20 protein-coding genes are annotated in these 25,936 nt (G+C 70.8%); 15 read left to right on the top strand and 5 right to left on the bottom strand.

Features of this window, described 5'->3' with window-relative positions; genetic code table 11:
• The first annotated feature begins 23 nt into the window (after nucleotides 1-23).
• Entirely contained in the window at nucleotides 24-875 is an 852-nt protein-coding gene (locus ACFYY8_RS09425) for a Ku protein (protein WP_390038868.1), read from the top strand.
• Nucleotides 876-1,218: 343 nt separating this feature from the next.
• On the opposite strand, the gene ACFYY8_RS09430 is transcribed toward ACFYY8_RS09425, so the two are convergent.
• The gene (locus ACFYY8_RS09430) at nucleotides 1,219-1,581 is read right to left on the bottom strand and encodes a hypothetical protein (RefSeq protein WP_390038870.1); all 363 of its coding nucleotides are present in this window, start codon (nucleotides 1,579-1,581) and stop codon (nucleotides 1,219-1,221) included.
• Nucleotides 1,582-1,872: 291 nt separating this feature from the next.
• Here ACFYY8_RS09430 and ACFYY8_RS09435 point away from each other — a divergent pair, with 291 nt between their 5' ends.
• From ACFYY8_RS09435 to ACFYY8_RS09475, 9 genes are all read left to right on the top strand, one after another.
• The gene (locus ACFYY8_RS09435; RefSeq protein ID WP_390038872.1) at nucleotides 1,873-2,796 is read left to right on the top strand and encodes an alpha/beta fold hydrolase; all 924 of its coding nucleotides are present in this window, start codon (nucleotides 1,873-1,875) and stop codon (nucleotides 2,794-2,796) included.
• An 80-nt stretch (nucleotides 2,797-2,876) separates the two neighbouring features.
• Nucleotides 2,877-4,058: an adenylyltransferase/sulfurtransferase MoeZ gene (gene moeZ, locus ACFYY8_RS09440; protein ID WP_352016256.1), complete on the top strand. Its 1,182-nt coding sequence runs from the start codon at nucleotides 2,877-2,879 to the stop codon at nucleotides 4,056-4,058.
• Nucleotides 4,059-4,195: 137 nt separating this feature from the next.
• Nucleotides 4,196-4,939 carry a hypothetical protein gene (locus ACFYY8_RS09445; protein WP_390038874.1) on the top strand — a complete coding sequence of 248 codons (744 nt, stop codon included), beginning with the start codon at nucleotides 4,196-4,198 and terminating at the stop codon, nucleotides 4,937-4,939.
• Complete coding sequence (locus tag ACFYY8_RS09450) at nucleotides 4,927-6,162, top strand: S8 family serine peptidase (RefSeq protein ID WP_390038876.1); 1,236 nt, start codon at nucleotides 4,927-4,929, stop codon at nucleotides 6,160-6,162. Before ACFYY8_RS09445 ends, ACFYY8_RS09450 begins: the two co-directional genes overlap by 13 nt.
• Nucleotides 6,163-6,229: 67 nt before the next feature.
• A complete protein-coding gene (locus tag ACFYY8_RS09455; protein WP_390038878.1) occupies nucleotides 6,230-7,270 on the top strand; it encodes a hypothetical protein in 1,041 nt (346 codons plus the stop codon).
• The gene (locus ACFYY8_RS09460) at nucleotides 7,264-8,442 is read left to right on the top strand and encodes a S8 family serine peptidase (protein ID WP_390038880.1); all 1,179 of its coding nucleotides are present in this window, start codon (nucleotides 7,264-7,266) and stop codon (nucleotides 8,440-8,442) included. The genes ACFYY8_RS09455 and ACFYY8_RS09460 overlap by 7 nt, the downstream gene beginning before the upstream one ends.
• A 122-nt stretch (nucleotides 8,443-8,564) precedes the next feature.
• The gene (locus tag ACFYY8_RS09465; RefSeq protein ID WP_390038882.1) at nucleotides 8,565-8,945 is read left to right on the top strand and encodes a hypothetical protein; all 381 of its coding nucleotides are present in this window, start codon (nucleotides 8,565-8,567) and stop codon (nucleotides 8,943-8,945) included.
• Nucleotides 8,933-9,253 carry an MGMT family protein gene (locus tag ACFYY8_RS09470; protein WP_390038884.1) on the top strand — a complete coding sequence of 107 codons (321 nt, stop codon included), beginning with the start codon at nucleotides 8,933-8,935 and terminating at the stop codon, nucleotides 9,251-9,253. Before ACFYY8_RS09465 ends, ACFYY8_RS09470 begins: the two co-directional genes overlap by 13 nt.
• 181 nt (nucleotides 9,254-9,434) lie before the next feature.
• Nucleotides 9,435-12,218 (top strand): CDP-glycerol glycerophosphotransferase family protein, encoded by a 2,784-nt coding sequence (locus ACFYY8_RS09475; protein ID WP_390038886.1) that lies wholly within the window; start codon nucleotides 9,435-9,437, stop codon nucleotides 12,216-12,218.
• A gap of 13 nt (nucleotides 12,219-12,231) precedes the next feature.
• On the opposite strand, the gene ACFYY8_RS09480 is transcribed toward ACFYY8_RS09475, so the two are convergent.
• On the bottom strand, nucleotides 12,232-12,873 hold the full coding sequence (locus ACFYY8_RS09480; RefSeq protein WP_390038888.1) for a hypothetical protein: 642 nt from the start codon (nucleotides 12,871-12,873) through the stop codon (nucleotides 12,232-12,234).
• Nucleotides 12,874-13,342: 469 nt separating this feature from the next.
• Here ACFYY8_RS09480 and ACFYY8_RS09485 point away from each other — a divergent pair, with 469 nt between their 5' ends.
• Nucleotides 13,343-14,179, top strand: a complete 837-nt coding sequence (locus ACFYY8_RS09485) for an SDR family oxidoreductase (protein ID WP_390038890.1) — start codon at nucleotides 13,343-13,345, stop codon at nucleotides 14,177-14,179.
• 140 nt (nucleotides 14,180-14,319) lie between these two features.
• Here the strand turns inward: ACFYY8_RS09485 and ACFYY8_RS09490 are convergent, their stop codons facing one another.
• Together ACFYY8_RS09490 and ACFYY8_RS09495 are read right to left on the bottom strand one after the other, a co-directional pair.
• Nucleotides 14,320-14,661: a cupin domain-containing protein gene (locus tag ACFYY8_RS09490; protein ID WP_390038892.1), complete on the bottom strand. Its 342-nt coding sequence runs from the start codon at nucleotides 14,659-14,661 to the stop codon at nucleotides 14,320-14,322.
• An 82-nt stretch (nucleotides 14,662-14,743) separates the two neighbouring features.
• Nucleotides 14,744-15,700 (bottom strand): LysR family transcriptional regulator, encoded by a 957-nt coding sequence (locus tag ACFYY8_RS09495; RefSeq protein ID WP_390038894.1) that lies wholly within the window; start codon nucleotides 15,698-15,700, stop codon nucleotides 14,744-14,746.
• Nucleotides 15,701-15,805: 105 nt separating this feature from the next.
• On the opposite strand from ACFYY8_RS09495, the gene ACFYY8_RS09500 reads away from it, so the two are divergent.
• Complete coding sequence (locus ACFYY8_RS09500; protein ID WP_390038896.1) at nucleotides 15,806-16,531, top strand: SDR family NAD(P)-dependent oxidoreductase; 726 nt, start codon at nucleotides 15,806-15,808, stop codon at nucleotides 16,529-16,531.
• A gap of 99 nt (nucleotides 16,532-16,630) precedes the next feature.
• Here ACFYY8_RS09500 and ACFYY8_RS09505 read toward each other — a convergent pair whose 3' ends face one another.
• Nucleotides 16,631-16,909: a hypothetical protein gene (locus ACFYY8_RS09505; RefSeq protein WP_390038898.1), complete on the bottom strand. Its 279-nt coding sequence runs from the start codon at nucleotides 16,907-16,909 to the stop codon at nucleotides 16,631-16,633.
• 341 nt (nucleotides 16,910-17,250) lie between these two features.
• On the opposite strand from ACFYY8_RS09505, the gene ACFYY8_RS09510 reads away from it, so the two are divergent.
• The 3 genes from ACFYY8_RS09510 (at nucleotide 17,251) to ACFYY8_RS09520 (ending at nucleotide 25,230) form a co-directional block, all read left to right on the top strand.
• Entirely contained in the window at nucleotides 17,251-18,126 is an 876-nt protein-coding gene (locus ACFYY8_RS09510) for a helix-turn-helix domain-containing protein (protein ID WP_390038900.1), read from the top strand.
• Nucleotides 18,127-18,628: 502 nt separating this feature from the next.
• Complete coding sequence (locus ACFYY8_RS09515) at nucleotides 18,629-21,775, top strand: ATP-dependent helicase (protein WP_390038902.1); 3,147 nt, start codon at nucleotides 18,629-18,631, stop codon at nucleotides 21,773-21,775.
• The gene (locus ACFYY8_RS09520) at nucleotides 21,769-25,230 is read left to right on the top strand and encodes an ATP-dependent helicase (RefSeq protein ID WP_390038904.1); all 3,462 of its coding nucleotides are present in this window, start codon (nucleotides 21,769-21,771) and stop codon (nucleotides 25,228-25,230) included. Before ACFYY8_RS09515 ends, ACFYY8_RS09520 begins: the two co-directional genes overlap by 7 nt.
• Nucleotides 25,231-25,936 lie beyond the last annotated feature (706 nt).

The following is a 25,936-nucleotide window of genomic DNA, read 5'->3' on the forward strand; positions in this document are numbered from 1 at the left end:
AAGCCCCTATCCAGGGAGACGCCATGCGGAGCATCTGGAACGGCGCGGTCTCGTTCGGTCTGGTGACGATCCCGGTCAGGATGTACGCCGCGACCGAGCAGCGGAACGTCACCTTCAACCTGGTGCACCGGGAGGACGCGGGCCGGATCAGGCTCCGCAGGTTCTGCTCGGCCTGCGAGCAGGAGGTCCCCTACTCCGAGGTGGCCAGGGGCTACGAACTGCCGACCGGTGAGGTGGTCGTGCTTGAGGGGGAGGACTTCGAGGACCTGCCGTTGTCCACGGCGCACCGGATCGAGGTCCTGCAGTTCACCCCGGCGGAGCAGATCGACCCGGTCCTGCTCGGCAGGGCCTACTACCTGGAGCCGGACGAGGGGGCCGCCGGGCCGTACGTCCTGTTGCGGGAGGCGCTGGGGCGTTCGGGGCGGGTGGGGATCGCGAAGGTCGCGCTGCGGCAGCGTGAGTCGCTCGCGACGCTGCGGGTCAGGGAGGGGGTCCTGGTGCTGGAGACCATGCTCTGGCCCGACGAGGTGCGCCCGGCCGACTTCGCCTTCCTGGAGGAGGAGCCCGAGGTCAGGCCGCAGGAGCTGCGGATGGCCGAGTCGCTGGTCGAGAGCATGACGGCCGACTTCGATCCCTCGCGCCACCACGACGCCTACCGCAGGGCTCTGCAGGAGGTCATCGAGGCGAAGGTCGCGGGCAGGGAGGTCGTCTCCGTGGGCCCGCCGCCGGAGCCGGGCCCGACGGCCGACCTGATGGCCGCGCTGCGGGCCAGCGTCGAGGCCGCCAAGCGGAGGCGTCCCGCCCCCGGGGAAGGCGGGCGGAGGCGCCCCGCGGCGTCCGGGGACTCCGGGGAGGAGACACGGGGTACGGCGTGAGCCTCACGTGAGAACGCTCGACGGAAACGAGAACGCCCAATCGAGAAGCGGGCGCGATGAGGACCCCGGAGATTCGAGAAATCCCCGGGGCCCTCGCCGGTCTCCACGAAGAACCGTGCTTCGCGTCTATCTGAAAGGCGAATCGATTGATTCACTCCCGGGGGCCCGCGTCCTTTTCCTCGCGTATTCGGAGGAGAACGCGGGCACCGCACCCCTTCGCCATGGGCGGGAGTTTCGCGGCGGCCGCCGGCGCCGGTCGCGCCCGGTCACGTGACTCGGCCTCGTGTCACGTTCACGCCGGGCGCGCCGGACTGACGGTCTGCCGCCGTGGGTCCGCTACGGACTAACGCGCGGCCTCTTCGAGGCCACCACGGCGACCCCGCTCGTTGTCGTTGTCGTTGAAGTTACGGGCAGCGCCACCGCCACCGCCGCCGCCACCGCCGGCGCCGACGTTGTTGGTGTTGATGATGACGAGCCTACGGTGGTGGTGACGCCTCCAGCCGCAGCCCCAGCCGCGGTGGCCCCAGCCGCCCCAGCGACGGCCCCAGCCCCAGCCGCAGCCGCCGGTGGTGAAGCCGACGCTGGTCTGGAAGGCCGGAACCACAGAGGCCTCGGCGGTCGAGGTCGCGGCACTCATCGCGACGACCCCGCCCGACAGGGCGGTGCTGAGCGCGAGTCCCGTGAGAATGCTCTTGAACTTGGGCATTTCGTTTCCCCCTTGAAAGGATCGGTTGCCCCCACTCTTTGGACATTTTCCACACTGGCCAGAAAATGCCCCGGATGACTGTTAATCGGTCATCCTTCGCAGTCTTGTATTTCCGTGCATCTCGCCTACCAAACGGCGATCGGTGGCTTTTACTGTCTCCTTATCTCTCTATTGACGGCGTTGGACTCTTATTAATTGTTTTGATGCGATAAGTCTTTAATGTCGCTTTTGTGCCCACGCTGTACGGCGGAGAGCTATCGTCGAAACGGAAGGCGAACGAGGGGGGAAGTCGTGGGAAGCGAGCCGATTCCGAGCTGGCCCGGAGAGCTGGTCGACCTGGCGGAGAACGGATGGGACGGACGTGTCCACGTGCGCTCGACTCCGCCGGGGCCCGAGGAGAGCGCCGTCTACGTGCACGGCCTGGCGGGTTCGGCGACCAACTGGACCGACCTGATGGGCGAGTTGGCCGACGTGGTCAGGGGATACGCGCTGGACCTGCCCGGCGCCGGGCACTCGCCGGAGCCGCCCGGCGGCGACTACTCCGTCGCCGCCCACGCCAGGGCCGTCGTCGCGCTGATCGAGCGCGTCTCCGGCACCCCGGTCCACCTGTTCGGCAACTCCCTCGGCGGGGCGGTCTCGGTGCGCGTCGCCGCGACCAGGCCCGACCTGGTCCGTTCGCTCACCCTCATCTCCCCGGCACTGCCCGACCTGCTGCCCCGGTACGGCCCGGCACGCGTGGCCCTGTCGAGCGTGCCGAAGGTCGGGGAGTGGGCCGTGGGCCGGATGCGCATGCTGCCCGCGGAGCGCAGGATCACGATGACGATGTCCATGTGCTACGCCGACTTCGGCAGGCTCCACCCCGACCGGCTGAAGGAGGCGGCCGAGGAACTGCGGCGCAGGGACGGCCTGCCGTACTCGGCGGGTGTCCTGACGGGCTACGCCAGGGGGATCGTCGCCGAGTACTTCAGGCGGGGCGAGGAGAACCTGTGGCGTCAGGCGGCCCTGGTGGCCGCGCCCACGCTGGTCATCCACGGCAGGCGCGACCGGCTGGTGCACCCTCGCATGGCCGTCCGCGCGGGCCGGGCCTTCCCACACGTCAGGCTGGTGCTGCTGCCCGACGCCGGGCACGTGGCGCAGATGGAGGTGCCCGGCAGGGTCGCCCGTGAGGCCCGCAGGCTCATCTCCGATTCCATACCCGTCCCGATTGGGGAATGACAGGAGCATCCGGTTAGGTTGTGAATGGTGCGTGCTGTGCCAGCCGTGTCGTCAAAACCCCCTGAAACGGGAGTAGAACTGTGTCGTTGCCACCCTTGGTAGAGCCGGCAGCCGAGCTGACCGTCGACGAGGTGCGTCGCTACTCGCGCCATCTGATCATCCCCGACGTGGGTATGGCAGGGCAGAAGCGCCTGAAGAACGCCAAGGTGCTCTGTGTGGGCGCGGGCGGCCTGGGATCTCCCACTCTGCTGTACCTCGCCGCCGCGGGCGTGGGCACCCTCGGCGTCGTCGACTTCGACGTCGTCGACGAGTCCAACCTCCAGCGTCAGGTCATCCACGGTCAGTCCGACATCGGCAGGCTGAAGGCCGAGAGCGCCGCGGCCAGCGTCAGGGAGATCAACCCCCTGATCGACGTGATCGTTCACAACGTGGCGCTGACCACCGACAACATCATGGAGATCTTCTCCGGCTACGACCTGATCGTGGACGGCACCGACAACTTCGCCACCCGCTACATGGTGAACGACGCGGCCGTCCTGCTCGGCAAGCCGTACGTCTGGGGCTCGATCTACCGCTTCGACGGACAGGCCAGCGTGTTCTGGGCCGAGCACGGTCCCTGCTACCGCTGCCTCTACCCCGAGCCCCCGCCCCCCGGCATGGTGCCCTCGTGCGCCGAGGGCGGCGTGCTCGGCGTGCTGTGCGCCTCGATCGGCTCCATCCAGGTCAACGAGGCCATCAAGCTCCTCGCGGGTATCGGCGAGCCCCTGGTCGGCCGCCTGATGATCTACGACGCCCTGGAGATGACCTACCGCTCGGTCAAGGTCCGCAAGGACCCCGAGTGCGTGCTCTGCGGCAAGAACCCGACGGTCACCCAGCTCCTGGACGACTACGAGGCGTTCTGCGGCGCGGTCTCCCAGGAGGCCCAGGACGCGGCCTCCGGTTCCACGATCACCGCGACCGACCTCAAGGCCATGCAGGACGCGGACGAGAACATCTACGTGATCGACGTCCGCGAGCCGAACGAGTACGAGATCGTCTCCATTCCCGGCGCCGTGCTCATCCCCAAGGGTGAGTTCACCAACGGCTCCGCGCTGGAGCGGCTCCCGCAGGACAAGCGCATCGTGCTGCACTGCAAGTCCGGCGCGCGTTCGGCCGAGGTGCTGGCGATCGTCAAGAACGCCGGTTTCTCCGACGCCGTCCACGTCGGCGGTGGCGTGCTGAGCTGGATCAAGTCCGTGGACCCCAGCCTGCCGACCTACTAGTCACGGCCGTACCTCACGCCCCGCGGAGCCTCGCTCCGCGGGGCGTGGTGTTGTCACGGACATCCGTTGTCATGAGGCGTCCGTTATTTGGGGATAGAGCGGGTGAGATCCCTAGAGGCCGGTTTAAGGTCGAGAATGTGAACGAAGTCCCAGGTCAGCGCAGGCGCGCGTGGATGACGCTGATCGCGGCGTCCACGCTGGCGCTGGCCTGCGCGGCCGTGGCGGCGGTCACGGCGGGCGCCGCGGTGACCGAGCTGACCAGGGGTCCGTCCAGGGCGGAGCTCGACCGCGCGGTCGCCGCCGAGACCGCGGGCCGCTGGCTGGCCTGGCCCGCCGGGCGGATCTTCCCCGAGACCGTCGGCTACGCCGCGGAACAGGGCGGCAGGGAGCGGGCGCACCGGGTGGGCATCTCCCCGGAGACCCGCTGCGACCGGGCCGTCGACCCCGGGCTGCGTGAGGCGCTGCGCCGTACGGGGTGCCGGGGGGTGCTGCGTGCCACCTACATCGACGCGCTCCAGGGGGTCGTCGTCACCGTCGGCGTCGTGGCGTTCGCGGGGGAGCGGGAGGCGGCGAGGGCCAAGGCCGCGCTGCCCAGGACCGGCCGTCCCTCCCCGGGCCTGCTGGCCCTCGGCTTCCCCGGTACGGTCACCGACCGCTTCACCGCCGTAGGCAGGCAGAGCGGCCTGGTACGGCAGGCGGGGCCGTACGTGGTGATGACCACGGTCGGCCAGGTGGACGGCAGGCCGGGCAAGGCCGTTGGGGAGCAGCGGCCGACGATCTTCGCCTTCACCGGGGACATCGCCGACCGGATCCTCGCCGGGCTCGCGACCCCGGAACGCCCCGACTGCGGCTCCGAGTCTGCTGGACGGTGGCGGTGCTGAGAGTACGGCGGGCGGTCCTGGCGCTCGCGCTGACCGGGCTCTGGCTGGTGCCCGCCGTACCGGCCGGGTGGGCCGACGAGGTGCGGGGCAACCAGCGGCAGGTGCTGCGGACCCTGGACCTGGCCGACGCCTGGCGCGTCTCCAAGGGGGCGGGTGTGCTGGTCGCGGTGCTGGACTCGGGGGTCGATCCCGTCCATCGCGACCTGGCGGGTTCGGTCACCGAGGGCAGGGACTTCACCGTGGGCGCCAACCCACGAGGGGTGGCCCCTTCACGACTGCACGGCACCTACATGGCCTCGCTCATCGCCGGGCACGGGCACGGTCCCGGCGGGGGCAGCGGGGTGATCGGCGTCGCGCCCAAGGCGAGGATCCTGTCCGTGCGGGTGATCCTGGAGGACGAGGAACCGGGCTTTCGCACCTTCAACACCGCCGAGCGGTTCGAGAACGTGGTGGCCAAGGGCATCAGATACGCCGTCGACCACGGCGCAGACGTGATCAACATGTCGATCTCGAAGGAACTGGCGACCAGGGAGGAGCGGGCGGCGGTCCGCTACGCGATCTCCAGGGGGGTCGTGCTCGTCGCCGCGGCGGGCAACGAGGGGGCGGGCAGGCCGGAGGCGACCGGCTACGCCCCCTACTCCTATCCGGCGGCCTTTCCCGGGGTGGTCTCGGTCGCGGCGGCCGACCGCAGGCTGCGCCGGGCCTCCTTCTCCAACTGGAACCCCTCGGTCCTGGTGGCGGCGCCCGGGGTGGACATCCTCGGCGCGGGGCCGGGCAACGAATACTGGATCGGCCGGGGAACCTCACAGGCGACCGCGTTGGTCTCCGGAGTCGCCGCCCTGATAAAAGCGAAATATCCGAAAATGTCGCCCGCACTGGTCGCGCAGGCCCTGACCAAGGGGGCGACCAGGCGGCCCAGCGGAGGCTACGACACCGGCATGGGCTTCGGCGTGGTCAACGCCCCCCGCGCGCTGGCCGAGGCCGCCAGGATCTCCCGCCACACCCTGACCGCGGACGGGGACGACGTCCACGATCCCGCCCTGCCGATGGGCGCGGCGGCGGAGCCGGTCCAGGTGGTCAGGCGTGACCGGCGCGGGATCGCCCTCAACGGCGGGGCGGCCGTGGCCGCCGCGCTCTGCGCGACCGCCTGCCTGGTGACGGCCGGACTCGCCGTCCGCCGAGCCCGTACGGCTCCCGCGGCCCCCGAGGGTGACGGGGGATGACAGGGCGCGACCCGCCAAACACACTCCGGCGATAGGGCGGCGGGAGCGCGCGACGTAGCATCGAACTATGTCAAAGCCCGGGCGGTCCCAGGAGCCTGAACGGCACCTGGAGGCCTCGGGACCGCACACGGGCGGCTCCCAGGCTCCGTCCGCCGGTGGACACACCGGTGGGCGCGCCGGGGGCCGTGCCACGGGCTGGCCTCCGAGCGGTTCCCGGGTGCCCCGGGGCCGCCCCCGCAGGACCGTCGAAGGCGGCGCCCCCGGCTCCCCCGGCGCGCCGCGACGCACCAGGGTCCGGACCTGGTCCGCCGCGGGGCGCAGGGAGAACGGCTGGCACCGCCGTCCCGCGCTTGAGCGTGTCGAGGCGGCGAGCCTCGAAGAGGGCATGCGCCTGCGGGTGATCTTCCTGATCCTGATGGGCGTCATCCTGGCCATCGCCGTGAGCGACGTGCTCGCGGGCGCGGTCGGGGTCCTCCGCGAGACCAGGGCCCGCCCGCTCACCCCCGCCGAGCAGGCCCGTTACATCCAGGAGGACATCGCGGCCCGCTGGCACACCTGGTCGGCCGACCTGATCTTCCCCACCGAGCTGCAGTACGTCGCCCTCGGCCGCGCGCAGCAGTACGCCAGACGGATCGGGCTGGCCCCGGAGACCTCCTGCGGAGCGGGCCTGGACGCCCCGGTCGGCTCGGTGCTCTCCGAGCACGGCTGCCTGACCCTGCTGCGGGCGACCTACGTGGACCAGACCTCGACCTTCGTGGTCACGGTCGGCGTGGCCGTACTCGGCAGTGAGGATCGCCGGATCGCCGCGACCGGGCAGCTGCCCGTGGACGACCGGGTCGGGGTGCGCCCCGTCGCCTTCCCCGGCACGGCGGGCGAGCTGTTCGGCGCCGCGCAGCGCCAGCACAACTCCTGGATCGCGGCCGGGCCGTACGTCGTCCTCTCCACCGCCGGATACGCCGACGGCCGTACGCGTGAGGCCGTTCCCCCCGAGGAGATCCTGCACAGCGAACTGTGGCCGACCGCCCAGTCCATCGCGGGACGCATCGCCCGCGCTCTGGGGGACGAGCCGAGCGCCGTGCCCCAGTGCACCCAGGGGAACGTGTGCTGAGGCGGCTGGGGGTCGCGGGAGCCCTGATCACACTCTGCCTGGGGGTCTGCGCCCCGGCGGTCGCCGACGACGTGCGCCAGGACCAGCGCTGGGTGCTGGAGAAGATGAACGTCGAGCAGGCGTGGAAGATCACCAAGGGGGCCGGGGTGACCGTCGCGCTGGTCGACAGCGACGTGGACGTCCAGGTCCCGGAGCTGCGCGGCAGGGTGACCGTCGGGCCGGAGATGGGTTCGGCCGGACCGGTCGGGGACGACGCGAAGGAGGTCTGGCACGGCACCGCGATGGCCTCGCTCATCGCGGGGGGAGGCCGGGGCGAGGGAGGCCTGCTGGGGATCGCCCCCGAGGCGCGCGTCCTGTCCCTGCCGCTGTTCCTGCGTGACAGCGAGCAGAGCGCCCCCCCGCTCCCCGAGCAGGACCAGCGCACCGGGGCGAACAGCCCGGTCGCCCGCGCGATCCGCTACGCGGCCGACCACGGCGCCAAGGTCATCAGCATGTCCCTGGGGGCGTACGGCCCGCAGAAGAGCGAGCGCGAGGCCGTCTCCTACGCCCTGGCGAAGGGGGTCGTGCTGGTCGCGGCGGTCGGCAACGACGGGGAGACCCCCTACGCGATCAAGAAGGACACCTCCTTCTGGAGCTTCCCCGCGGGCTACTCCGGGGTCATCGGCGTGGGCGCGGTGAACGAACGGAGCGAGCCCGCCGGGTTCAGCAGCGACAACCTGTCGGTCCTGGTCTCCGCGCCGGGCGTCGGCGTGCCCGTGGTCGTTCCCGGCGGGGGGTACCGCTCCTCGGAGGGGACCAGTTCGGCGGCGGCGCTGGTCGCCGGAGCCGTCGCACTGATAAAAGCGAAATATCCAGATATCCCGCCTTATTTGGTGGCGCGAGCGTTGAGTTCGACCGCCACCTCCGCGCCGCTCGCCGGATACGACGACCACGTCGGTTTCGGTGTGGTCGACGCGGGCGCCGCCCTGGCCAGGGCGGGGGAGTTGCTGCGCGCCTCGGCCGGCGCGCCGCCCGACGAGGGGGAGCGTCACTTCGGCGCGGGCCTCCAGACCGAGGAGCCCGCCAGGCCCGGCCCCGACGCCCTCAGGCTCTGGGTGTACGGCACCGGCCTGGCCGTCGGCCTGCTCGCGTTCTGCTGGACCGTGGTGACACTCACTCGCCGTTCCGGATAAATGTCATATAACGTCATATATGGGACGGGCTTTGATTCGGTTCGAAGTCTTTTTGGACACCGTTCGGACGCGGACGGCCCCATGCGGCTTCTCATGGTCCGGCGACCGTCGAACATTCGCTAATGTCGCGCATCATGGGGTACGAGTTGCGCGTGGAGCGCCCGGCGCCTCTCGCCTTCGCGGAGCTCGCGAACGTGCTGGGGCGAGCGGGGTTCGAGTTCCGCGGTTCGCAGGAGAAGGGTGAGGTCCTGGCCCGCCACGGCGACGGGGTCCACCCGGTGGCCGTCTGGGACGGCAAGCTCTCGGGTGCGCCGGGCTCCGACTGGCAGGTGGCTCAGCTCGCCAGGGTCTCCGCGCTGCTCGGCGCCCGCCTGGTCGGTGAGGACGGCGAGCAGTACGCGATCCGTGACGGCCTCGTCGAGCAGCTGAACGGCTCGACGGCCTACGAGTTCGGGAAGATCGACGAGATTCTCGCGGCCGGACCCTCCGTATGGAGTCAGTAGGCCACCCGACCCCCTACGCCGAGCGCGTGCTCGACCTGGTCGAGCGCATCCCCGCCGGCAGGGTGATGGCCTACGGCGACATCGCCGAATACCTCGGTGAGGGCGGCCCCCGTCAGGTCGGCAGGGTCATGTCCACCTGGGGTGGCGGCGTGCCGTGGTGGCGTGTCGTGCACGCCGATGGAACCCCGGCTCCCGGGCACGAGGCGCGCTGCCTGGCCAGGTGGCGCGAGGAGGGCACACCCGTACGGGGCGAGCGCGCCGACATGCGTTTCGCACGCTGGGACGGTCTACCAGAAATCACGACGTAACCGGCTTCTTCGTGGCCCACTAACATTGCCTAGGACAGCGCTCTGTCCGAAAGGCGGTGCCCCCTTCATGGCCACAGGCGTCACGCCCGCCCGAACAGGTGGCGACTCCGTCGCCGACCGTCTTCGGGTTGTCCAAGATCTCTGTGACCGGGGAGAACCGCTCGAGTCGATCCTCTCGGCCGTGACAGCCGAGGGACTGACACCCGCGCAACGCCGCCGCTTCGACGCCGGAGTCCTCTCCGGTCCGCTCGGCAGCCGCCTGGATCTCGCGGTCAAACGCGGCGCCGCCCGCCGCCGCGAGTTCGTCACGCTCTTCAAGCCCTACGTCACGGGCGTCGACCCCAAGGTCAAGCGTGACCTCCCGGTCGCCAGGAGGCTCGCCTTCCACCTCGTCGAGCACCGTACGATCGACGACCTCGCCGAGGGCGACGCGCTGCAGAGCCTCACCACCGCGGCGGCCGAGCCCTCCCGGCGGGTCCGCAGACGTCTGCGCTGGTACGCCAACCTGCCCCTCCAGGACGAGCTGCCCGAAACCATGTACCGGCTGCGCGCGGCCGACCTGATCCCGATGACGCACATCGAGGACGTCTCCTGGAGCGGCGGGCGGCTGCGCGTCACCGGGCACGCCTACCTCGCCGGGCTCTCCGTCCGCAGTCCCCGCTTCAACCGGGCCTTCGTCGTGCTGCGCGGCCCTCGCTGGCTGCCCCCCGTACGGCTGCGCACCCGCAGGGTCCTGCGCCCCGAGGCCACCCACGGGGCCCGCGAGCCCGGCTGCAACTACGACTGGTCCGGCTTCGTCGCCGAGATGCCCGCCTGGCCGCTGCGCTGGCGCGGCGCCCTGCGCTCCCTGGTGAACGGCGTCAGGCGGACCCTGCGCCGCAGGGAGACCGTGCCCGACACCACCACCTGGCGGGCCGAGATCGCCATCTGGAGCCGCGGCGCCCGTGCCACCGGCCTGCTCCGCGGCCCCTCGAACGGCCGCACCGAGCGTCCGGCCGGGCTCGCGCTCCCCGGCGGCTGGTGGATCCGTCCCGTCTGGACCTCCGACCGCGCCCTGCAGATCGCCCTGCAGCCGACCAGGGCCGAGCTGACCGGGATCCATCTCGACGGCGACCGTCTCGAACTGACGGTCTTCCTGCCCGGCGGGGAGCACACCAGGGGACAGGCCCGGCTCGACGGCCACCGGATGTCCGCCGAGTTCACCCCGGTCGAGGGGGGAACCCAGGTCGTCGTGCCGCTGGCCGTACCCTCGCTGTTGCAGGAGCGCGACGGCGGCAGGCTCTGGATCGAGCCGAAGGGCGACCCCGCCGCACCCGTCATGATCGGCCAGGCCCGGGAGAGCCGGCTGGTCGTCGGCGACCGGGAGATCACCGTGCTGCGCGACCGGCGCGACCGCGTCAGCGTCGCCGCGCACCGCATCCGCCCGGTCATCTCCTCCGTCACCTGGGACGACGAGGGCACGCTCACCGTCGAGGGCTCCTACCCCGGCTCGGGGCCCGCCGAGCTGACACTCAGGCACCGTGGCGGGACGGTCCACACCGTGCCGATGGAGCGTGCCGACGACCGCTTCGCCGTACGGCTGACGCCCTCGGCCATGCCGAAGTTCGGCGAGGCCGTCGCGATGGGGAGCGGAAGCTGGAGCATGACCACCCGCGACCCCTCGGGCGAGGTCGTCCCCCTCCGCGTGGACCACGCCGCGCTGGACACCCTCGACGAGGAGCCGAGGGTCCGCGACGGCAGGGCCTACCGCCTGCTGTCCACCAGGTTCGACGTGCCCGTGCTGACCGTCGCCGAGGACGTCCCCGACGACGAGAAGGGCGCCGGGGGCCTGTACGCCCTGCAGCGCTCCTTCTACCCCGACCAGCGGCGTCGTGAGCTGGACGAGGCCACCGTCTACGTCGCCTACGACGGCCGCCAGTACGAGGGCAACGTCCGCGCCATCTACGAGGAGCGCGTACGGCGCGGCGACGACCGCGAGCACGTCTGGATCGTCAAGGACGGCGCCTTCACCCCGCCCGGTTCGGCGGAGCTCGGGTTCGGCTCGGGCATCCGGCCCACGGTGGTCAGGGCGGGCAGCCGCGAGCACTACGCCGTGCTGGCACGCTCCCGGTACGTCGTCACCAACGGCTTCCTGCCGCCCTGGTTCCGGGCCCGCGACGACCAGATGGTCGTGCAGACCTGGCACGGCAGCCCGCTCAAGCGCCTGGGCAACGACCTGCCCCACATGTCCCGCGATCCGAAGCCCGCCGCCTGGCACCGGCAGGCCGCCGAGGTGCGCGGCTGGGACCTGCTGGTCTCGCAGAGCCCCTGGGCGACCCCGATCCTGCGCAAGGCGTTCGGCTACCACGGGGAGGTCCTGGAATGCGGCTACCCCCGCAACGACGTGCTCTCCTCGCCCGAGCGGGACGAACTGGCCGCCCGGGTGCGCCGCAGGCTCGGCGTCGCCGACGGGGTCAGGGTGGTGCTGTACGCGCCGACCTTCCGCGACTACGACCGTAAGAACTCCTCGCTCAAGCTGGACCTGGCGCGGGCGCACAAGGCGCTCGGCCCGGGGCACGAGTTCCTGATCAGGGCGCACTCGATGCAGGCGGCGCCCAACATCCCCGAAGGGCTTGGCCGCGACGTCACGGCTTATCCGGATATAACGGACTTATTGCTGGTTGCGGATGTGTTGATCACTGATTACTCGTCCGTCATGTTCGACTTCGCGGCCACCGGCAGGCCCATGCTCTTCTTCACCTACGACCTGCAGCGCTACTCGACCAAGCGTGGTCTGTACCTCGACCTCGCCGCCGAGGCCCCGGGGCCGCTGCTGACCAACGGCGCCGACGTCATCGAGGCCCTCAGGACCATCGACACCGTGGCGGCCGCCCACGCCGAACGCTACGACCACTTCCGCAACACCTACGCCCCCCGAGACGACGGCAAGGCCACCCCCCGCCTCGTGGACCACATCTTCATCTGACCCTCGTCCCAGGTCACAGGCCGGCCCGCGCCTCCTGGACCTGACGCAGCACGCCGTCGGCCCGGGACGACTCGGCGATGGAACCCGCCTCGTCGAGAAGCCTCAGCGCCTCGTCGCGGCGGCCCTCCCCGGCCGTGACGTAGGCGAGCCCGACCAGGTTGGCGGCGACACCCGGAAGGAACCCGGTCTCACGGCGGAGCCGGGTCGACTCCTCCAGGCGCTCCCGCGCCGCTCCCAGCCGGCCCGCCCGGTGCTCCGCGATGCCCAGGTGCCGGAGGGCGTAGGACGCGGTCAGGGCGTCACCGGCGCGCACCGCCCGCCGGTGGGACTGTTCCAGCACGGGAACCGCGGCGGCGTCGTCGTTCCGTACGACCTGGTGGAAACACCCGATCCAGAACAGGGCCTCCGCCTCACCGCGTACGTCCCCGAGGCTCCGGTAGAGCTCGGCGGCGCGCTCGAACAGACCCGGTTCGTACGGCTCCCGGTGCCCGCCGTCCAGGAACCGCGCGTGCGCGACACGCCCCCGGGCGAGGGAGAGATCGGCCTCGACCGCGTCCAACTCCCGATCGGCCGCCGCAACGGCGCCGGCGTCACCCCCGAAGACCGCCCGCTCGTACAACATCCCGGCCCGCTCGATCCGGTCGTCCGCGCCCATCTCGCCCTCCGCCGCCTTATGGGTGGTTCACAGCCTTGGCAGAACCTACTCCTGGGTCCCTTGCGGTGTACCGGTGATCGCAGATGTCGTGATTTGTGGTACGTTCCCGCTCGTAAGGTGCAGCGCTCCTCGGTGAGCGCGTCGGGACATCCGGCCGGCACGGCAGCCTCAGCAAGGCTGTCTGGATCTCTCAACGGAGAGCGTGCTCAGCCATGCCCGCAACCTTCCCCTCGCGCGTACGCGCGGTCCTCCCGCTCATGGCCTGCCTTCACCGTCGTGAAGGAACCCGGCTCCTCCGGTTCCCTGGGCCGGAGCTCCCTGACGATCACCGGTGGGTCTGAAGACGATCCCGTCTGTGCCCACCTCCACCGAGCCTCACAGGCCTTTCGACGCAGGCCCCTTCAACGCCGGGCCGGGGCGTCTCTCCACCGGCCCGAACCCTGACCACACCATCCGAAGGAACACTTTCATGATCCTCGTCACCGGAGGCCGCGGCGCGGTCGCCACCCAGCTGACCGCCCTGCTGCACCAGGCGGGTCACCCCGTACGCGTCGCCTCCCGCACCCCCGGGGAACTCCACGTCCCCGACGGCGTCGCGACCGTCACCTGCGACCTCGGCGACCCGGCCACCTTCCCTGCCGCTCTCCACGGTGTCAGCGCGGTCTTCCTGTACGCCGAGGCGTCGCACGCCGACGAGTTCGTCGGTGCCGCCACCACGGCGGGCGTCAAGCATGTGGCGCTGCTGTCCTCCGCCAGCGTCCTCGACCCCGGCGCGGCCGACAACCCGCTGGCCGCGTCCCACCTCGACGTCGAGACCGCCCTGCTGAACTCGCCGCTGACCACCACGCTCCTGCGCCCCGGCTCCTTCGCGGGCAACGCGAGCGCCTGGGCCTGGGCGATCAAGGCCGGTCACCCGGTGAACCTGCCCTACCCGGGCTCCTACACCGACCCCATCCACGAACGGGACATCGCCGAGGTGGCCTTCACCGTGCTCACCGACCCGCACCACCAGGGTGGGAACCTCCACCTGACCGGCCCGCAGACCCTCACCTTCAGCGAGCAGATCGACCGGCTCTCCGAGGCCGTCGGCCGCCCGATCACCGTCGACCACGTCACCCCCGAGGAATGGGGGAAGGAAGTGGCGGCCTACATCCCCGCGTCCTACGCCGACGCCCTGCTCGACTACTGGCGCGCCAACGACGGCCGCCCGACTCCTCTCAGCGACACCGTCGAACGGGTCACCGGCCACCCGGCCCGCCCGTTCACCACCTGGATCCGGGATCACATCGCCGAATTCGTCGGGTAACCCTCCACCGTACGACGGCCGGGCGGACCTTCGGAATCACTCCTGAGGGCCGTCCGGCACCCACCGATGGACCGTCGAATCCCGTCGCCGGAAGCCCATGCGCTCGTACAACCGATCGGCCGCCTCGCGCGGGCCGGTCGTCAGGACCGGGATGCCGCGCGTGAGCCGTAAGCCGGGCCGAAGACGACCAGCAGGGCCAGGTCCTCGGTGATGTCGACGAAGCGGTGCTCCTCGCCCGCCGGGACGAAGATCACGGCGCCGGGGCCGACCTCCGCCTCGCCGTCCGGCGTCACGATCCTGGCCCGGCCCGAGGTCACCACGTAGATCTCGTCCTCGGTGTGCGGGCTCTGACTGTCGACCCCGCCCGCCGGGATGCAGTACGTCCCGACCGACAGATCAGGCACCTTGAGCTGCTCGACCCAGTCGTTGGCGGCCCCACCGGCCGGCTGCGCCCACTCACCCGCACCCTTGATGATTCGCATGCCGACGACCCTACCGAGGGCCGTTCCCAGGTGAGAAAAGTGTCCAAAATGGCTCAATCCTACGATTTCTGGACGGTGGTGGTCACGGCCGAACCTCGTCAATCCGGCATGAGCGGTCGGATCTTGCCGCCGGTCGCCGACCGGAAGACGACGTCGCCGTGATCGGCGGGAGAACCTCGGTTCGCGCAGCGGGTATCGGCTGGAGGCGTGTCGCGGCGCGGACGAGGTCGGCGACGGCTTTGGATCTGCTGTGCGGCGGCCAGGCGATGACGGTCGTGACGGCCGGTGCGTCCGGCACCGGCACGATGGCGTGGTCGTCGCGTAGCTGGTCTCGGAGCGACTCGGGTACGACGGCGCAGGCCAGCCCGAGCGCGATCAGTTGGAGCAACTGGGTATGGTCGCGCACCCGCGGGCCGGGGCCGTCGGGATAGTCGCCGTCCCGTCCGGGCCAGCGCGGCAGGGGCAGGTCCGTCTGGGCGTTGACCTCGGCCAACGACAGACGCGCCCGGTCGGCGAGGGGATGACCTTTGGGCAGGACCACGATCTGCCGTTCGGTGTGCAGATCCTCGGTGTCGAGTCCGGCTGTCGTGTCGTAGGGCCGGTGGAGCAGAGCGACGTCGGCACGCCCGGTGCGCAGCAGACTTCCCGGCTCACCCGGCCCGCACAGCATCACCTCGACCGCCACTGAGCCCGGCTCGGCGGCGTAGGCGTCCAGAAGCTTCGACAACAGTTCCCTGGACGCTCCGGCCTTGACGGCCAGGACCACACCGGGCTGGTCGGCCGCGGCGCGGCGGGTGCGGCGCTCGGCGGCTTCGACCGCGTCGAGCGCGGTCCGGGCCTCCCGCAGCAGCACCGATCCGGCCTCGGTCAAGGCGACGGCGCGAGCGGTGCGGTGCAGCAGGACGACGCCGAGCCGCCGTTCCAGCTGCTGGATCGCCCGCGACAGTGGTGGTTGCGCCATCGCGAGCCGTTGTGCCGCCCGCCCGAAGTGCAGCTCCTCGGCGACGGCGACGAAGTATCGCAGCTCCCGCGTCTCCACCCGATCATCGTATCCAGCGCTGACCACGACCGATACCCGTGCGGTATCGCCGCCCACCCGACCGGTCTTGGACGTCCCGCCGGAGTCCGCAACATGATCGACGGTATGAGCGAACGGACGATCGCGCTGGTGACCGGCGCGAACAAGGGAATCGGATACGAGATCGCCGCAGGCCTCGGCGCGCTTGGCTGGCGAATCGGTGTGGGCGCGAGGGATCGGCAACGCCGCGAAACCGCCGTGGAGAAGCTGCGCGCGGCCGGGACCGACGCGTTCGGTGTGCCGCTCGACGTGACCGACGACGCGAGTGCGGCCGCGGCGGCCGAGCTGATCGCCGACCATGCCGGAGGGCTCGACGTCCTGGTCAACAACGCCGCGATCACCGGCGGTATGCCGCAGACACCCACCACGGTCGAGCCCGCGACCGTGCGAGCCGTCGTGGAGACCAACGTGATCGGGGTCATCCGGGTCACCAACGCGATGCTGCCGATGCTGCGCGACTCGGCGTCACCACGGATCGTCAACATGTCCAGCAGCGTCGGCTCGCTCACCCTGCAGACCACCCCCGGCGTCGACATGGGCCCGATCTCGGCCGCCTACCTGACCTCGAAGACCTTCCTCAACGCCCTCACCATCCAGTACGCCAAGGAACTGAGCGAAACCAACATCCTGATCAACGCGGGCTGCCCCGGCTTCACCGCCACCGACCTCAACGGCTTCCGGGGCGTCCGCACACCACAACAGGGCGCGGCCATCGCGATCCGCCTCGCGACCCTGCCCGGCAACGGCCCGACCGGCGGATTCTTCGACGACGCCGGAACGGTGCCCTGGTAACGGTCATACCGGCACGAACCGGTGGCTGTTTCCGCCATTGTACTTTTACCGCTGCCTGAACCGGTCCGATCAGGCTTCACAAGGGCTGCGGTGACCGGTTTACGACCAGCAGTTGGCCGCGACCGCGGTCACCGAAGGAGCGACCATTCGGCCCAGGGCCGGATTCGTCGACTTGATGAGGCTGAACATGTCCTTCCCTTCCGTTTCAGGGGTCCATTGATCGAGGGTGAGGAACCGGGCGTCTCGCTCCCCCCTCCTGGCTCGGTGATATTTTGGCCAGAAAAGTCCGGTCACCTCGTCGAGGTGGAAAATGATCAGTGTGGCCACGCCTGCCGGGGCGGTCGCCGAAGCCGCGCCCGGCGCATACAGGCCGCTCATGGGGTGAGCGGCCTCATTCGGCGCTGTGGACGCACAGAGGGCGGACGCGAGAAGAGATTCGCATTCCAGGGCCACACATACCACCATGGCGCAGCCTTCCTTCTGTTCGATCCGCCCGAATGGAGCCCTTGCGTCACCATCTTTTCCGATCGAGCCTGATCGCGCTTGAACATCGGTACGCGGCTTCTCGGAGCCCGCGGGGACGGTCGTCGGTCCGAGGGCTGAATTAATTGTGACGGGATGGGTTTCGAGAGCTTTTCTTAATTTCTCTGATCGAAGGTCTTGTTGTCGTGGAATGAATCGCCGGATGCCGCGATCCCTCCGTATGTTGACTATTTTAAATGGTATTCATTGACAGGGGTGTTTACCTCTATCCGATAACGTGTAATGCTTCGGCCATGCCCAGGGACAACTTGATGCACGCACCCGACATCGGCATCAGAATCGACCGCGCCCATGGCGGCGGCGGTCCTCCCACGAAATGGTCAGGGTTTTCACCCGACGAGATGGACGCGGTCGTCCTCTTCCAGACCAGCGGCTTCGTCCGTGAGGCCGAAGGCATGGCGTCCTATCTCGACCTCGTCACCGGATACGTCAACATCGCCGGCACAGAGGAAAGGTTCGCCGATCCCCTGGGCCGGAACTGGGTGTACACGGCGATCATCTTCGAGCCGGGTAGTTTCGCCGATCGCTTCAGCGGCCCGTCGCGTCACGACTGGACCCTCCGGGTCAGCGCGCAAGCCGACCTTCGCCATCGGAAGCTGCTGAGAGCCCTTCTGCGGGGAACCGACCGCCTTGAGGTCGAGGAACGGCTCTACCGGCTCTTCGACACGCTGACCTCGTCCCGGCCGGCGCGGAAAGCGTTCACCGGCACTTCGACGGCCACACGCGTGGTGCATCGTCGGCTGGCGTTGGCCGTCCAGGAAGCCCTCAACGCCGGTTATCTCACGACGAACCTCGAAGACCTCGCCCGAATGGTCGGCGCGTCCCCCAAACACCTGAGCAAGGTCTTCCACGCCGTCACCGGCCGCACCATCACCGACTACCGGAACGACCTACGGGTCCGCGCCGTCCTCAACGATCTGACCGCGGGTGGCGACTGCCTGGCGGACCTCGCCGCCCGCTATGGCTTCGCCGACCACGCCCACCTGACCCGAACCGTCCGCAAACACGTCGGCGAGGCTCCCTCCACCTTGCGCGAGGCGCTGAGCGGGTAGCGGTTTCCGAAGCCGGGGCAGGGTGGTCCGCGTCGAGAGCAGCCCGTACGTCGAGGGGCGAGCCGCGGTGGGCGTGGACGTCGGGACGCGTGATCACTGGTGGCGGCGTCCCCGCCGCGGCTTCTACCGACCCATGCGAAGGGGCCGTACGGCGAGCCGCTCGGCGAACGGCCGTCCCCCGCGCCTTCTCGGTGGGACCGGCTTCCTCTGAGGTCGGACGCCGGCCGTTCCGGTCGATGCCTGTGGGAGAAGGCCGGTCATCGGCTGGGACCGGGATGAAGGAGCAGGACCGAGGGGGCGCGGGCCAGGGAGTCCGGTGACCGCCGGGGGTGATGGTCAGGTCGAACTCCTCATGGCCCGGTCCGCTCTGACGTCCTACGAGAGGGACCGGAGGGGCGGAGTCGGCACGATCATCGTCCGGGATCTGGTGGAATGACGAGTTGTGAGTGGTCAGGGTTGGCGGTTGGTGCGTCGTGTGGGTGCCGGGAGGGCTGTTGCCCCCGTGCTCGACGAGCACCAGCGGGCGGCCGTCACGCATGAGAGCGGTCCGCTGCTGGTCCTGGCCGGGCCGGGGACCGGCAAGACGACCACGATCGTGGAGAGCGTCGTCGACCGGATCGAACGCAGGGGGACGGACCCGGAACGGGTGCTCGTCCTCACCTACAGCCGCAAGGCCGCCGAGGAGCTGCGCGAGCGCATCACGGCGCGCGTGCGCCGTACGACCAGGACGCCGCTGGCGCTCACCTTCCACAGCTACGCCTACGCGCTGCTGCGCCGCGAGGCCGTACTCGCCGGGAACGTCGCGCCCCGGGTGCTGACCGCGCCCGAGCAACTGCTTGAGATCCGCCGCCTGCTCCACGGCGAGCTTGAGGACGGCGCCCCGCTGTGGCCGCAGGACATGCGGGAGGCGCTCGGAACCAGGGGGTTCGCCCAGGAGCTGCGCGACTTCATGGCCCGTGCCGCGGAACGTGGCCTGGACGGTGAGGACGTGGTCGCGCTCGGCCGGGCGCACGGCCGTACCGACTGGGTGGCCGCGGGCCGGTTCGCGGGCCGCTACCAGGCACGGTTCGATCTCGACCTGGAGCCGGTGCTCGACTACGCCGACCTGATCCGGGCCGCGGGGGCGCTGCTGACCGACCCCGAGGTACGGCAGCGCGAACGTTCCGCCTACGACGCCGTCTTCGTCGACGAGTACCAGGACGCCGACCCCTCCCAGGAGTTCCTGCTCGGGCAGCTCGCGGGGGAGGGGCGTGACCTGGTCGTGGTGGGTGACCCCGACCAGTCGATCTACGGGTTCCGGGGCGCGGACGTGCGCGGGATCATGGAGTTCCCCGACCGCTTCAGGAGGAAGGACGGCGGGAAGGCCCCCGTCATCGCGTTGCGGGTCTGCCGCCGTAGCGGCGCCGAGCTGCTGAAGGCCTCGCGGCGGGTGACGGCCCGCCTGCCGGTTGCGCCGGGCGGCGCCGGGCACCGCGACCTGAGGCCGTTGCCGGACGTGGAGCCGGGCGAGGTCGACGTCGTGGTGGCCGACGGCGAGGCGCAGGAGGCGGCGCTGGTGGCCGACACGCTGCGCAGGGCCCACCTGCTCGACGGCGTCCCGTGGTCACGGATGGCGGTGCTGGTGCGTTCCGCGACCCGTCAGCTGCCGTTGCTGCGCCGGGCGCTGGTCGCGGCCGGAGTGCCGGTCGCGGTCGGCGCGGGTGAGCTGCCGCTGTTCCAGGAGCCGGGGGTGCGCCCGCTGATCAGGCTGATCCAGGTCGCGCTCGACCCGGAGATCCTTGACGAGGCGATGGCGGAGGAACTTCTGACCGGCGCGCTCGGCGGCACCGACATGATCGGGGTACGGCGGCTGCGCAGGGCCCTGCGCGTCGCCGAGCACGAGGCCGTGACCAGCCCGGAGGAGCACGACCTCGACGACCCGGCCCCCACGGCCGAGCCCCGTTCCTCGGGCGAGCTGCTGGTGGCCGCGCTGAAGGACGAGCGGGAGCTGGTCAGGATCGAGCCGCACGTCGCGCTCCCCGCCGAACGGCTCGCCAGGCTCATCGCGGGCGCCGCGGAGGTCGTACGGCGCGGCGGCACCGCCGAGGACGTCCTGTGGGGCGTCTGGAGCGCCACCGAGCTGGCCGGACGGTGGACCGAGACGAGCCTGTCCGGCGGGTTCAGAGGCACCATGGCCGATCGTGACCTCGACGCGGTCGTGGCGCTGTTCGACTACGCGGCGGGCTTCGTGGACCGGTTGCCGCACGCCGGTGTCGAGGTGTTCGTCGAGGACCTCATCGCGAGGGAGATCCCCGGAGACTCCCTGGCCGAGCGCGCCCCCGACAGCGAGGCGGTGCGCATCATGACCGCCCACCGCTCCAAGGGCCTCGAATGGGACGTCGTGGTCGTCGCCGGGGTGCAGGAGGGGGCCTGGCCCGACCTGCGGCTGCGGGGGTCGGTGCTGGGCACCGACGAGATGGTCGCCAAGGCGGCCGGTTCCGAGCACGAGAACCCCGCGGCCGTCTCGGCGGCGCTGGCCTCGCAGATGCTGGCCGAGGAGCGGCGCCTGTTCTACGTGGCGGCCACCAGGGCGAGGAGGAAGCTGGTCGTCACCGCCGTCGGAGGGGACGACGCCGACGAGCGGCCCTCCAGATTTCTGGCCGAGCTCGCCCCCGGCGAGACGGGGGAGACGGTCGTGGACGAACGCTCCCGCTGGCTGAGCATGTCCGCGCTGGTCGCGGACCTGCGTTCGGCCGTCTCCGACCCGACACGGCCCGAGGCGCTGCGCCGGGCCGCCGCCGAGCACCTGGCCAGGCTCGCCGCCGCCGGGGCGCCCGGCGCGCACCCCAACGAGTGGTACGCCCTGACGGAGATCTCCGACGAGCGTCCGCTGCGCTGGCCGGACGACATCGTGCGCGTCTCGCCGTCCGCGGTGGAGAACTTCACCAAGTGCGGGCTGCGCTGGCTGCTGGAGACCTCGGTCGGCGCGGGCGGCACCGACGTCGCCAGGGGCCTCGGCACGGTCATCCACGCCCTGGCGGTGCTCGCGGCGACCGGCGAGGGGACCGAGGAGACGCTCGGCAAACGGCTCGACGACGTCTGGCACGAGCTGGACTTCGGCGGCGCCTGGTACAACCGCAAGCAGCGCGGCGTCGCCGAGGAGATGGTCTCCCGGTTCCTGCGCTGGCAGCGGGACAACCCCCGGGAACTGGTCGCCCTTGAGGAGTCGTTCGTCGCGACGGTCTCCGAGGGCGTGCAGATCAAGGGGCGGGTCGACCGGGTCGAGCGGGACGGCGAGGGCCGGGCCGTGATCATCGACATCAAGACCGGCAAGCACGGCCCCAAGGAGGCCGACCTCGAACGCCACCCCCAGCTCGGGGTCTACCAGCTCGCCACGCTGCTCGGCGCGTTCGAACGGCACGGGATGACCGAGCCCGGCGGCGCGGCCCTGGTGCAGGTCGGAGACGCGGCGACGAAGAACGCCGCCAAGGAGCAGGCCCAGATCCCGCTGGCCGACGATACCGATCCGGGCTGGGCCCGTGACATGGTGGACACCGTGGCGGCCGGGATGTCCGGCCCGGTCTTCCAGGCGAAGGTCAACGACGGCTGCCGCACTTGTGTCGTGCGGGCGAGCTGCCCGGTCAGCAAGAACGGAGACCAGGTGTGCTGAGCCCGGTTCAGCTCGCGGCCAAGCTGGGCATCCTCCCGCCGACGCCGGAGCAGGCCGAGGTCATCGAGGCCGGTCTCGAACCGATGGTCGTGGTCGCAGGGGCGGGTTCCGGCAAGAGCGAGACCATGGCGGGACGGGTCGTGTGGCTGGTCGCCAACGGCCTGGTCCGTCCCGAGCAGGTGCTCGGCCTGACCTTCACCAGGAAGGCCGCCGGGGAGCTGGCCGTACGGGTCCGTGAGCGGCTCAACGGGCTGGTCGAGGCCGAGCAGGTGCCCGCCGAGCTGTTGCAGGGCGAGCCGACGATCTCCACCTACCACGCCTACGCGGCCAGGCTGGTCACCGAGCACGCCCTGCGGGAGGCGCTCGAACCCACCATGCGCCTGATCAGCCCGGCCGTCGCGTGGCAGCTCGCCGGACGGGTGGTCAGCGGCTACGACGGCCCGATGGAGCAGATCGAGTGGGGCCCGGCGACCGTCACGCGGGCGGTGCTCGACCTCGCCGGGGAGATGGCCGAGCACCTGCGCACCCCGCGGGAGGTGCGGGAGATCGGCGCCTGGCTGACCGAGCGGTACGGCAGGCTGCCCGGCACACCCACCCAGCTCCAGCGCAGGCCGCTGGCCACGCAGCGGGCCAGGGAGCAGCTGCTTCCGCTGGTCGAGGCCTACGAACGGCTCAAACGCCGCCGCGAGGTCGTCGACCACGGCGACCAGATGGCGCTCGCGGCCAGGATCGCCGAACGGCACCCCGAGGTCGGGGAGGCCGAGCGGGGCAGGTTCGCCGTCGTCCTGCTCGACGAGTACCAGGACACCAGCCACGCCCAGCTGGTCCTGCTGCGCTCGCTGTTCGGGAACGGGCACCCGGTGACGGCGGTCGGCGACCCCTGCCAGTCGATCTACGGCTGGCGCGGGGCCTCCTCGGGCAACCTCACCCGCTTTCCCCGCGACTTCAGGACGGCCTCGGGGGAGCCCGCCCCGGTCCGCCGGCTGTCGATCAGCTTCCGCAACGGCGACGCCGTACTCGACGTGGCGGCCAGGGTGCAGATCCCGCTGCGGCTCGAAGCCCGTGAGGTGCCGGTGCTGGTGCCCGGCGGCAACCGGATCGAGCGGGGCCGGGTCGTGACCGCCTTCCACGGGACCGCGGAGGACGAGGCGGAGTGGATCGCGGCGAAGATCTCCGGGCTGCTGGGCAGCGAGAGCGCCCCCGACGGGCTGCCCTGGGGCGACGGCGAACGCAAACGGGCCAAGCAGAGCGCCTGGGGCGGGCCGCAGTGCCTGCAACCCCACGACGTGGCGATCCTGGCCCGCAAACGGTCGCAGTTCCCCACGCTGCGCAGGGCCCTTGAGGCGCGGGGCGTCCCGGTCGAGGTGGTCGGTCTCGGCGGGCTGCTGACCGTGCCCGAGGTGGCGGACATCGTGGCGACGCTGCGGGTGATCTACGACCCGACGGCCGGGGACGCCCTGGTCAGGCTGCTGTCCGGGCCGCGCTGGCGGATCGGCCCCGCCGACCTGAAGGAGCTGGGCGACCGGGCGCGTGAGCTGAACCGGGAGACCCGTGAGGGTGGCCCCGGCGTCGTCGCCGACCCCCTCGACCAGGTCGTCGCGGACATGGCCGAGGAGCGGGGCAGCCTGGTCGACGCCCTCGACGAGCTGCCGGAACGCCCCGAGTGGCAGGAGGCGTTCTCCCCGCTCGCCCGGGTCCGCCTGGTGGCCATGGCCCAGGAGCTGCGGGTCCTGCGCGCCCACACCGGGCAGCCGCTGCCCGACCTGGTCGCCGAGATCGAACGCAGGCTCGGCCTGGACATCGAGGTCGCGGCCAGGGGCTCCGCCGGTGTCTTCGCGGCCCGCGCCGACCTGGACGCCTTCCTCGACGCCGCCTCCCGCTTCGCCGGAGACTCCGAGGATCCGACGCTGGGGGCGTTCCTGGCGTTCCTGAAGGCCGCCGACGAGGAGGAGAACGGCCTCGACGCGGGCCGGGTCGGGGAGAGCAACAGCGTCAAGCTGATGACGGTCCACGCCTCGAAGGGCCTCGAATGGCCGGTCGTGATCGTGCCCGGGATGTCCCAGGCGCTGTCGAAGGGCGGGACGCTCACCGTCGGCACGGTCTTCCCGGCCAGGCCGACCGTCAGCCCCAGGTGGACGGAGAACGCGCGCAAACTGCCGTACCCGCTACGGGGCGACGCCTCCGACCTGCCCAGGCTCGGCGGCCTGTCCAAGGAGGAGATCGGTGACTTCGACGAGCGCTGCCGGGAGCGGGAGCTCCTTGAGGAACGCCGTCTGGCCTACGTCGCCGTCACCCGCGCCCACTACCTGCTGATCGCCTCCGGCTACCGCTGGGGCGGCGGGTCGAAGCCCCTCGACCCGTCCGACTTCCTGGTCGAGGTCCGCGACACGTGCGGGCGGGCCGAGGTCTGGGCGCCGCCCCTTGAGGAGGGGGAGACCAACCCGCTGCTGGCCGAGCCCGCCGAGTCCCGGTGGCCCGTCACCCCGGCCGGGGCGCGGTATGAGGCCGTACGGGACGGCGCGGACATGGTCAGCGCGGCGCTGGCGGCGCTGACGGCGCCGTCCGGGGAATCCGAGGAGCCGGAGGCCGTCCCGGTCGAGGAGGTGTTCGTCGTCGAGGACGACGAGGTGCCCTTCCCCGACGACCCCTACGAGGATCCCGACGATGATCCCAGTGCGGCGGATCGGCCTCTCCCCGAGCCCTACGACGACGTCCCCGACCGGGTCTCCCCGGCGTTGCGCGGGTGGGACAGGGAACGGGCCAGGGCCTGGGAACGCGACATCGAACTGCTGCTCAGGGAACGTGAGCTGAACCGGCGGCGCGGTCCCGGCCGGGTCGAGCTGCCCGCTCACCTGACCGTGTCCTCGCTGGTCACGCTCGCCTCCGACCCCAAGGCGCTGGCCCGCCAGATCCGCCGTCCCGTGCCGAGGAAGCCCGCCCCGCTGGCCCGCAGGGGCACCTCCTTCCACAGCTGGCTCGAATCCCGCTGGGGCCAGCAGCGGCTGATCGACGAGCTTGACCTGCCCGGTTCGGCCGACGAGACGGGCGAGGCCGACGAGGCCGCCGACATTCAGCTGGCCGAACTGCGCGAGCGGTTCGAGGAGAGCGAGTGGGCGGGCAGGGAGCCGCTTGACGTCGAGGTCCCGTTCGAGACCATGATCGCCGACAGGCTGGTCAGGGGCCGGATGGACGCGGTCTTCGAGACGCCGGACGGCGGTTACGAGGTCGTCGACTGGAAGACCGGCAGACGGCCGAAGGGAAAGAAGGCCGAGGTCGCGGCGGCCGTACAGCTGGCGGCCTACCGGCTGGCCTGGGCGCACCTGGCGGAGGTCCCGCTCGGCCGGGTGAGCGCGGCCTTCCACTACGTGCGGCTCAACGAGACCGTACGGCCCGCCGACCTCCTCGACGAACGCGGCCTGGTCGCCCTCGTCGAGTCGGTTCCCACGATCGGTTGAACCGTGTCACGTCACGCGAACGTCTCCGGCACTGCGGCTTGACACAGGGTCGCCGGCCGCGAATCCGGCGTTCCGCCGAACTCGATCATGTTTGAGGAGCCGGACTCTCCACGTTGATCCGGAATCCTGGTGGGCGGATCGCGCCGGAAAGATACGAGCGAACACTGATCGGAGATCGCCCAATCCGCTGATTTCGTCCCTTATTCCGCCTTTTATGTCCCGCCTGTGGGTTGTCCGGACCGTGATTCCGGTTCGGGACGGTGCGGGTGCCCAAGGGGGAATGGGGGCCGGGCCGCCCCGCGGGCGGCCATCTGGAGGGCTTGGCGTTTCTCGTCACATCCGAGGCACGCCCTCCACCGGGAGATCATTGGCCACGCATATCGGTGCCTCGAAGTCATGAGCATCCCGGTGTGATATATGTCACACGACACCATAGAACCAGGCAATGACCTGTGCCATTACTCATGGTAACCGTCCTAATACGATTATGATCTTGTCTAATAATGGGAAGAGGGCGACCTTAAGGCGATGGCCAAAGGTGGCCGAAGTATCCGTGTACGGGGCGTCGAAGGGGAGCTGGGCCCGGCATATCGGGCACAAATGTGAATTACGGTTGTTTCAAAATGGGGGTTGCTGAACGGCGGAGACCTTCAGTCTTTACATGGTCGGCGGGAGTGGTGTTCGTTGTCCGTTTCGGGCCGGTTCT

Origin of the sequence: Streptosporangium sp. NPDC001559, from assembly GCF_042893955.1 — a bacterium.
Lineage (GTDB): Bacteria > Actinomycetota > Actinomycetes > Streptosporangiales > Streptosporangiaceae > Streptosporangium.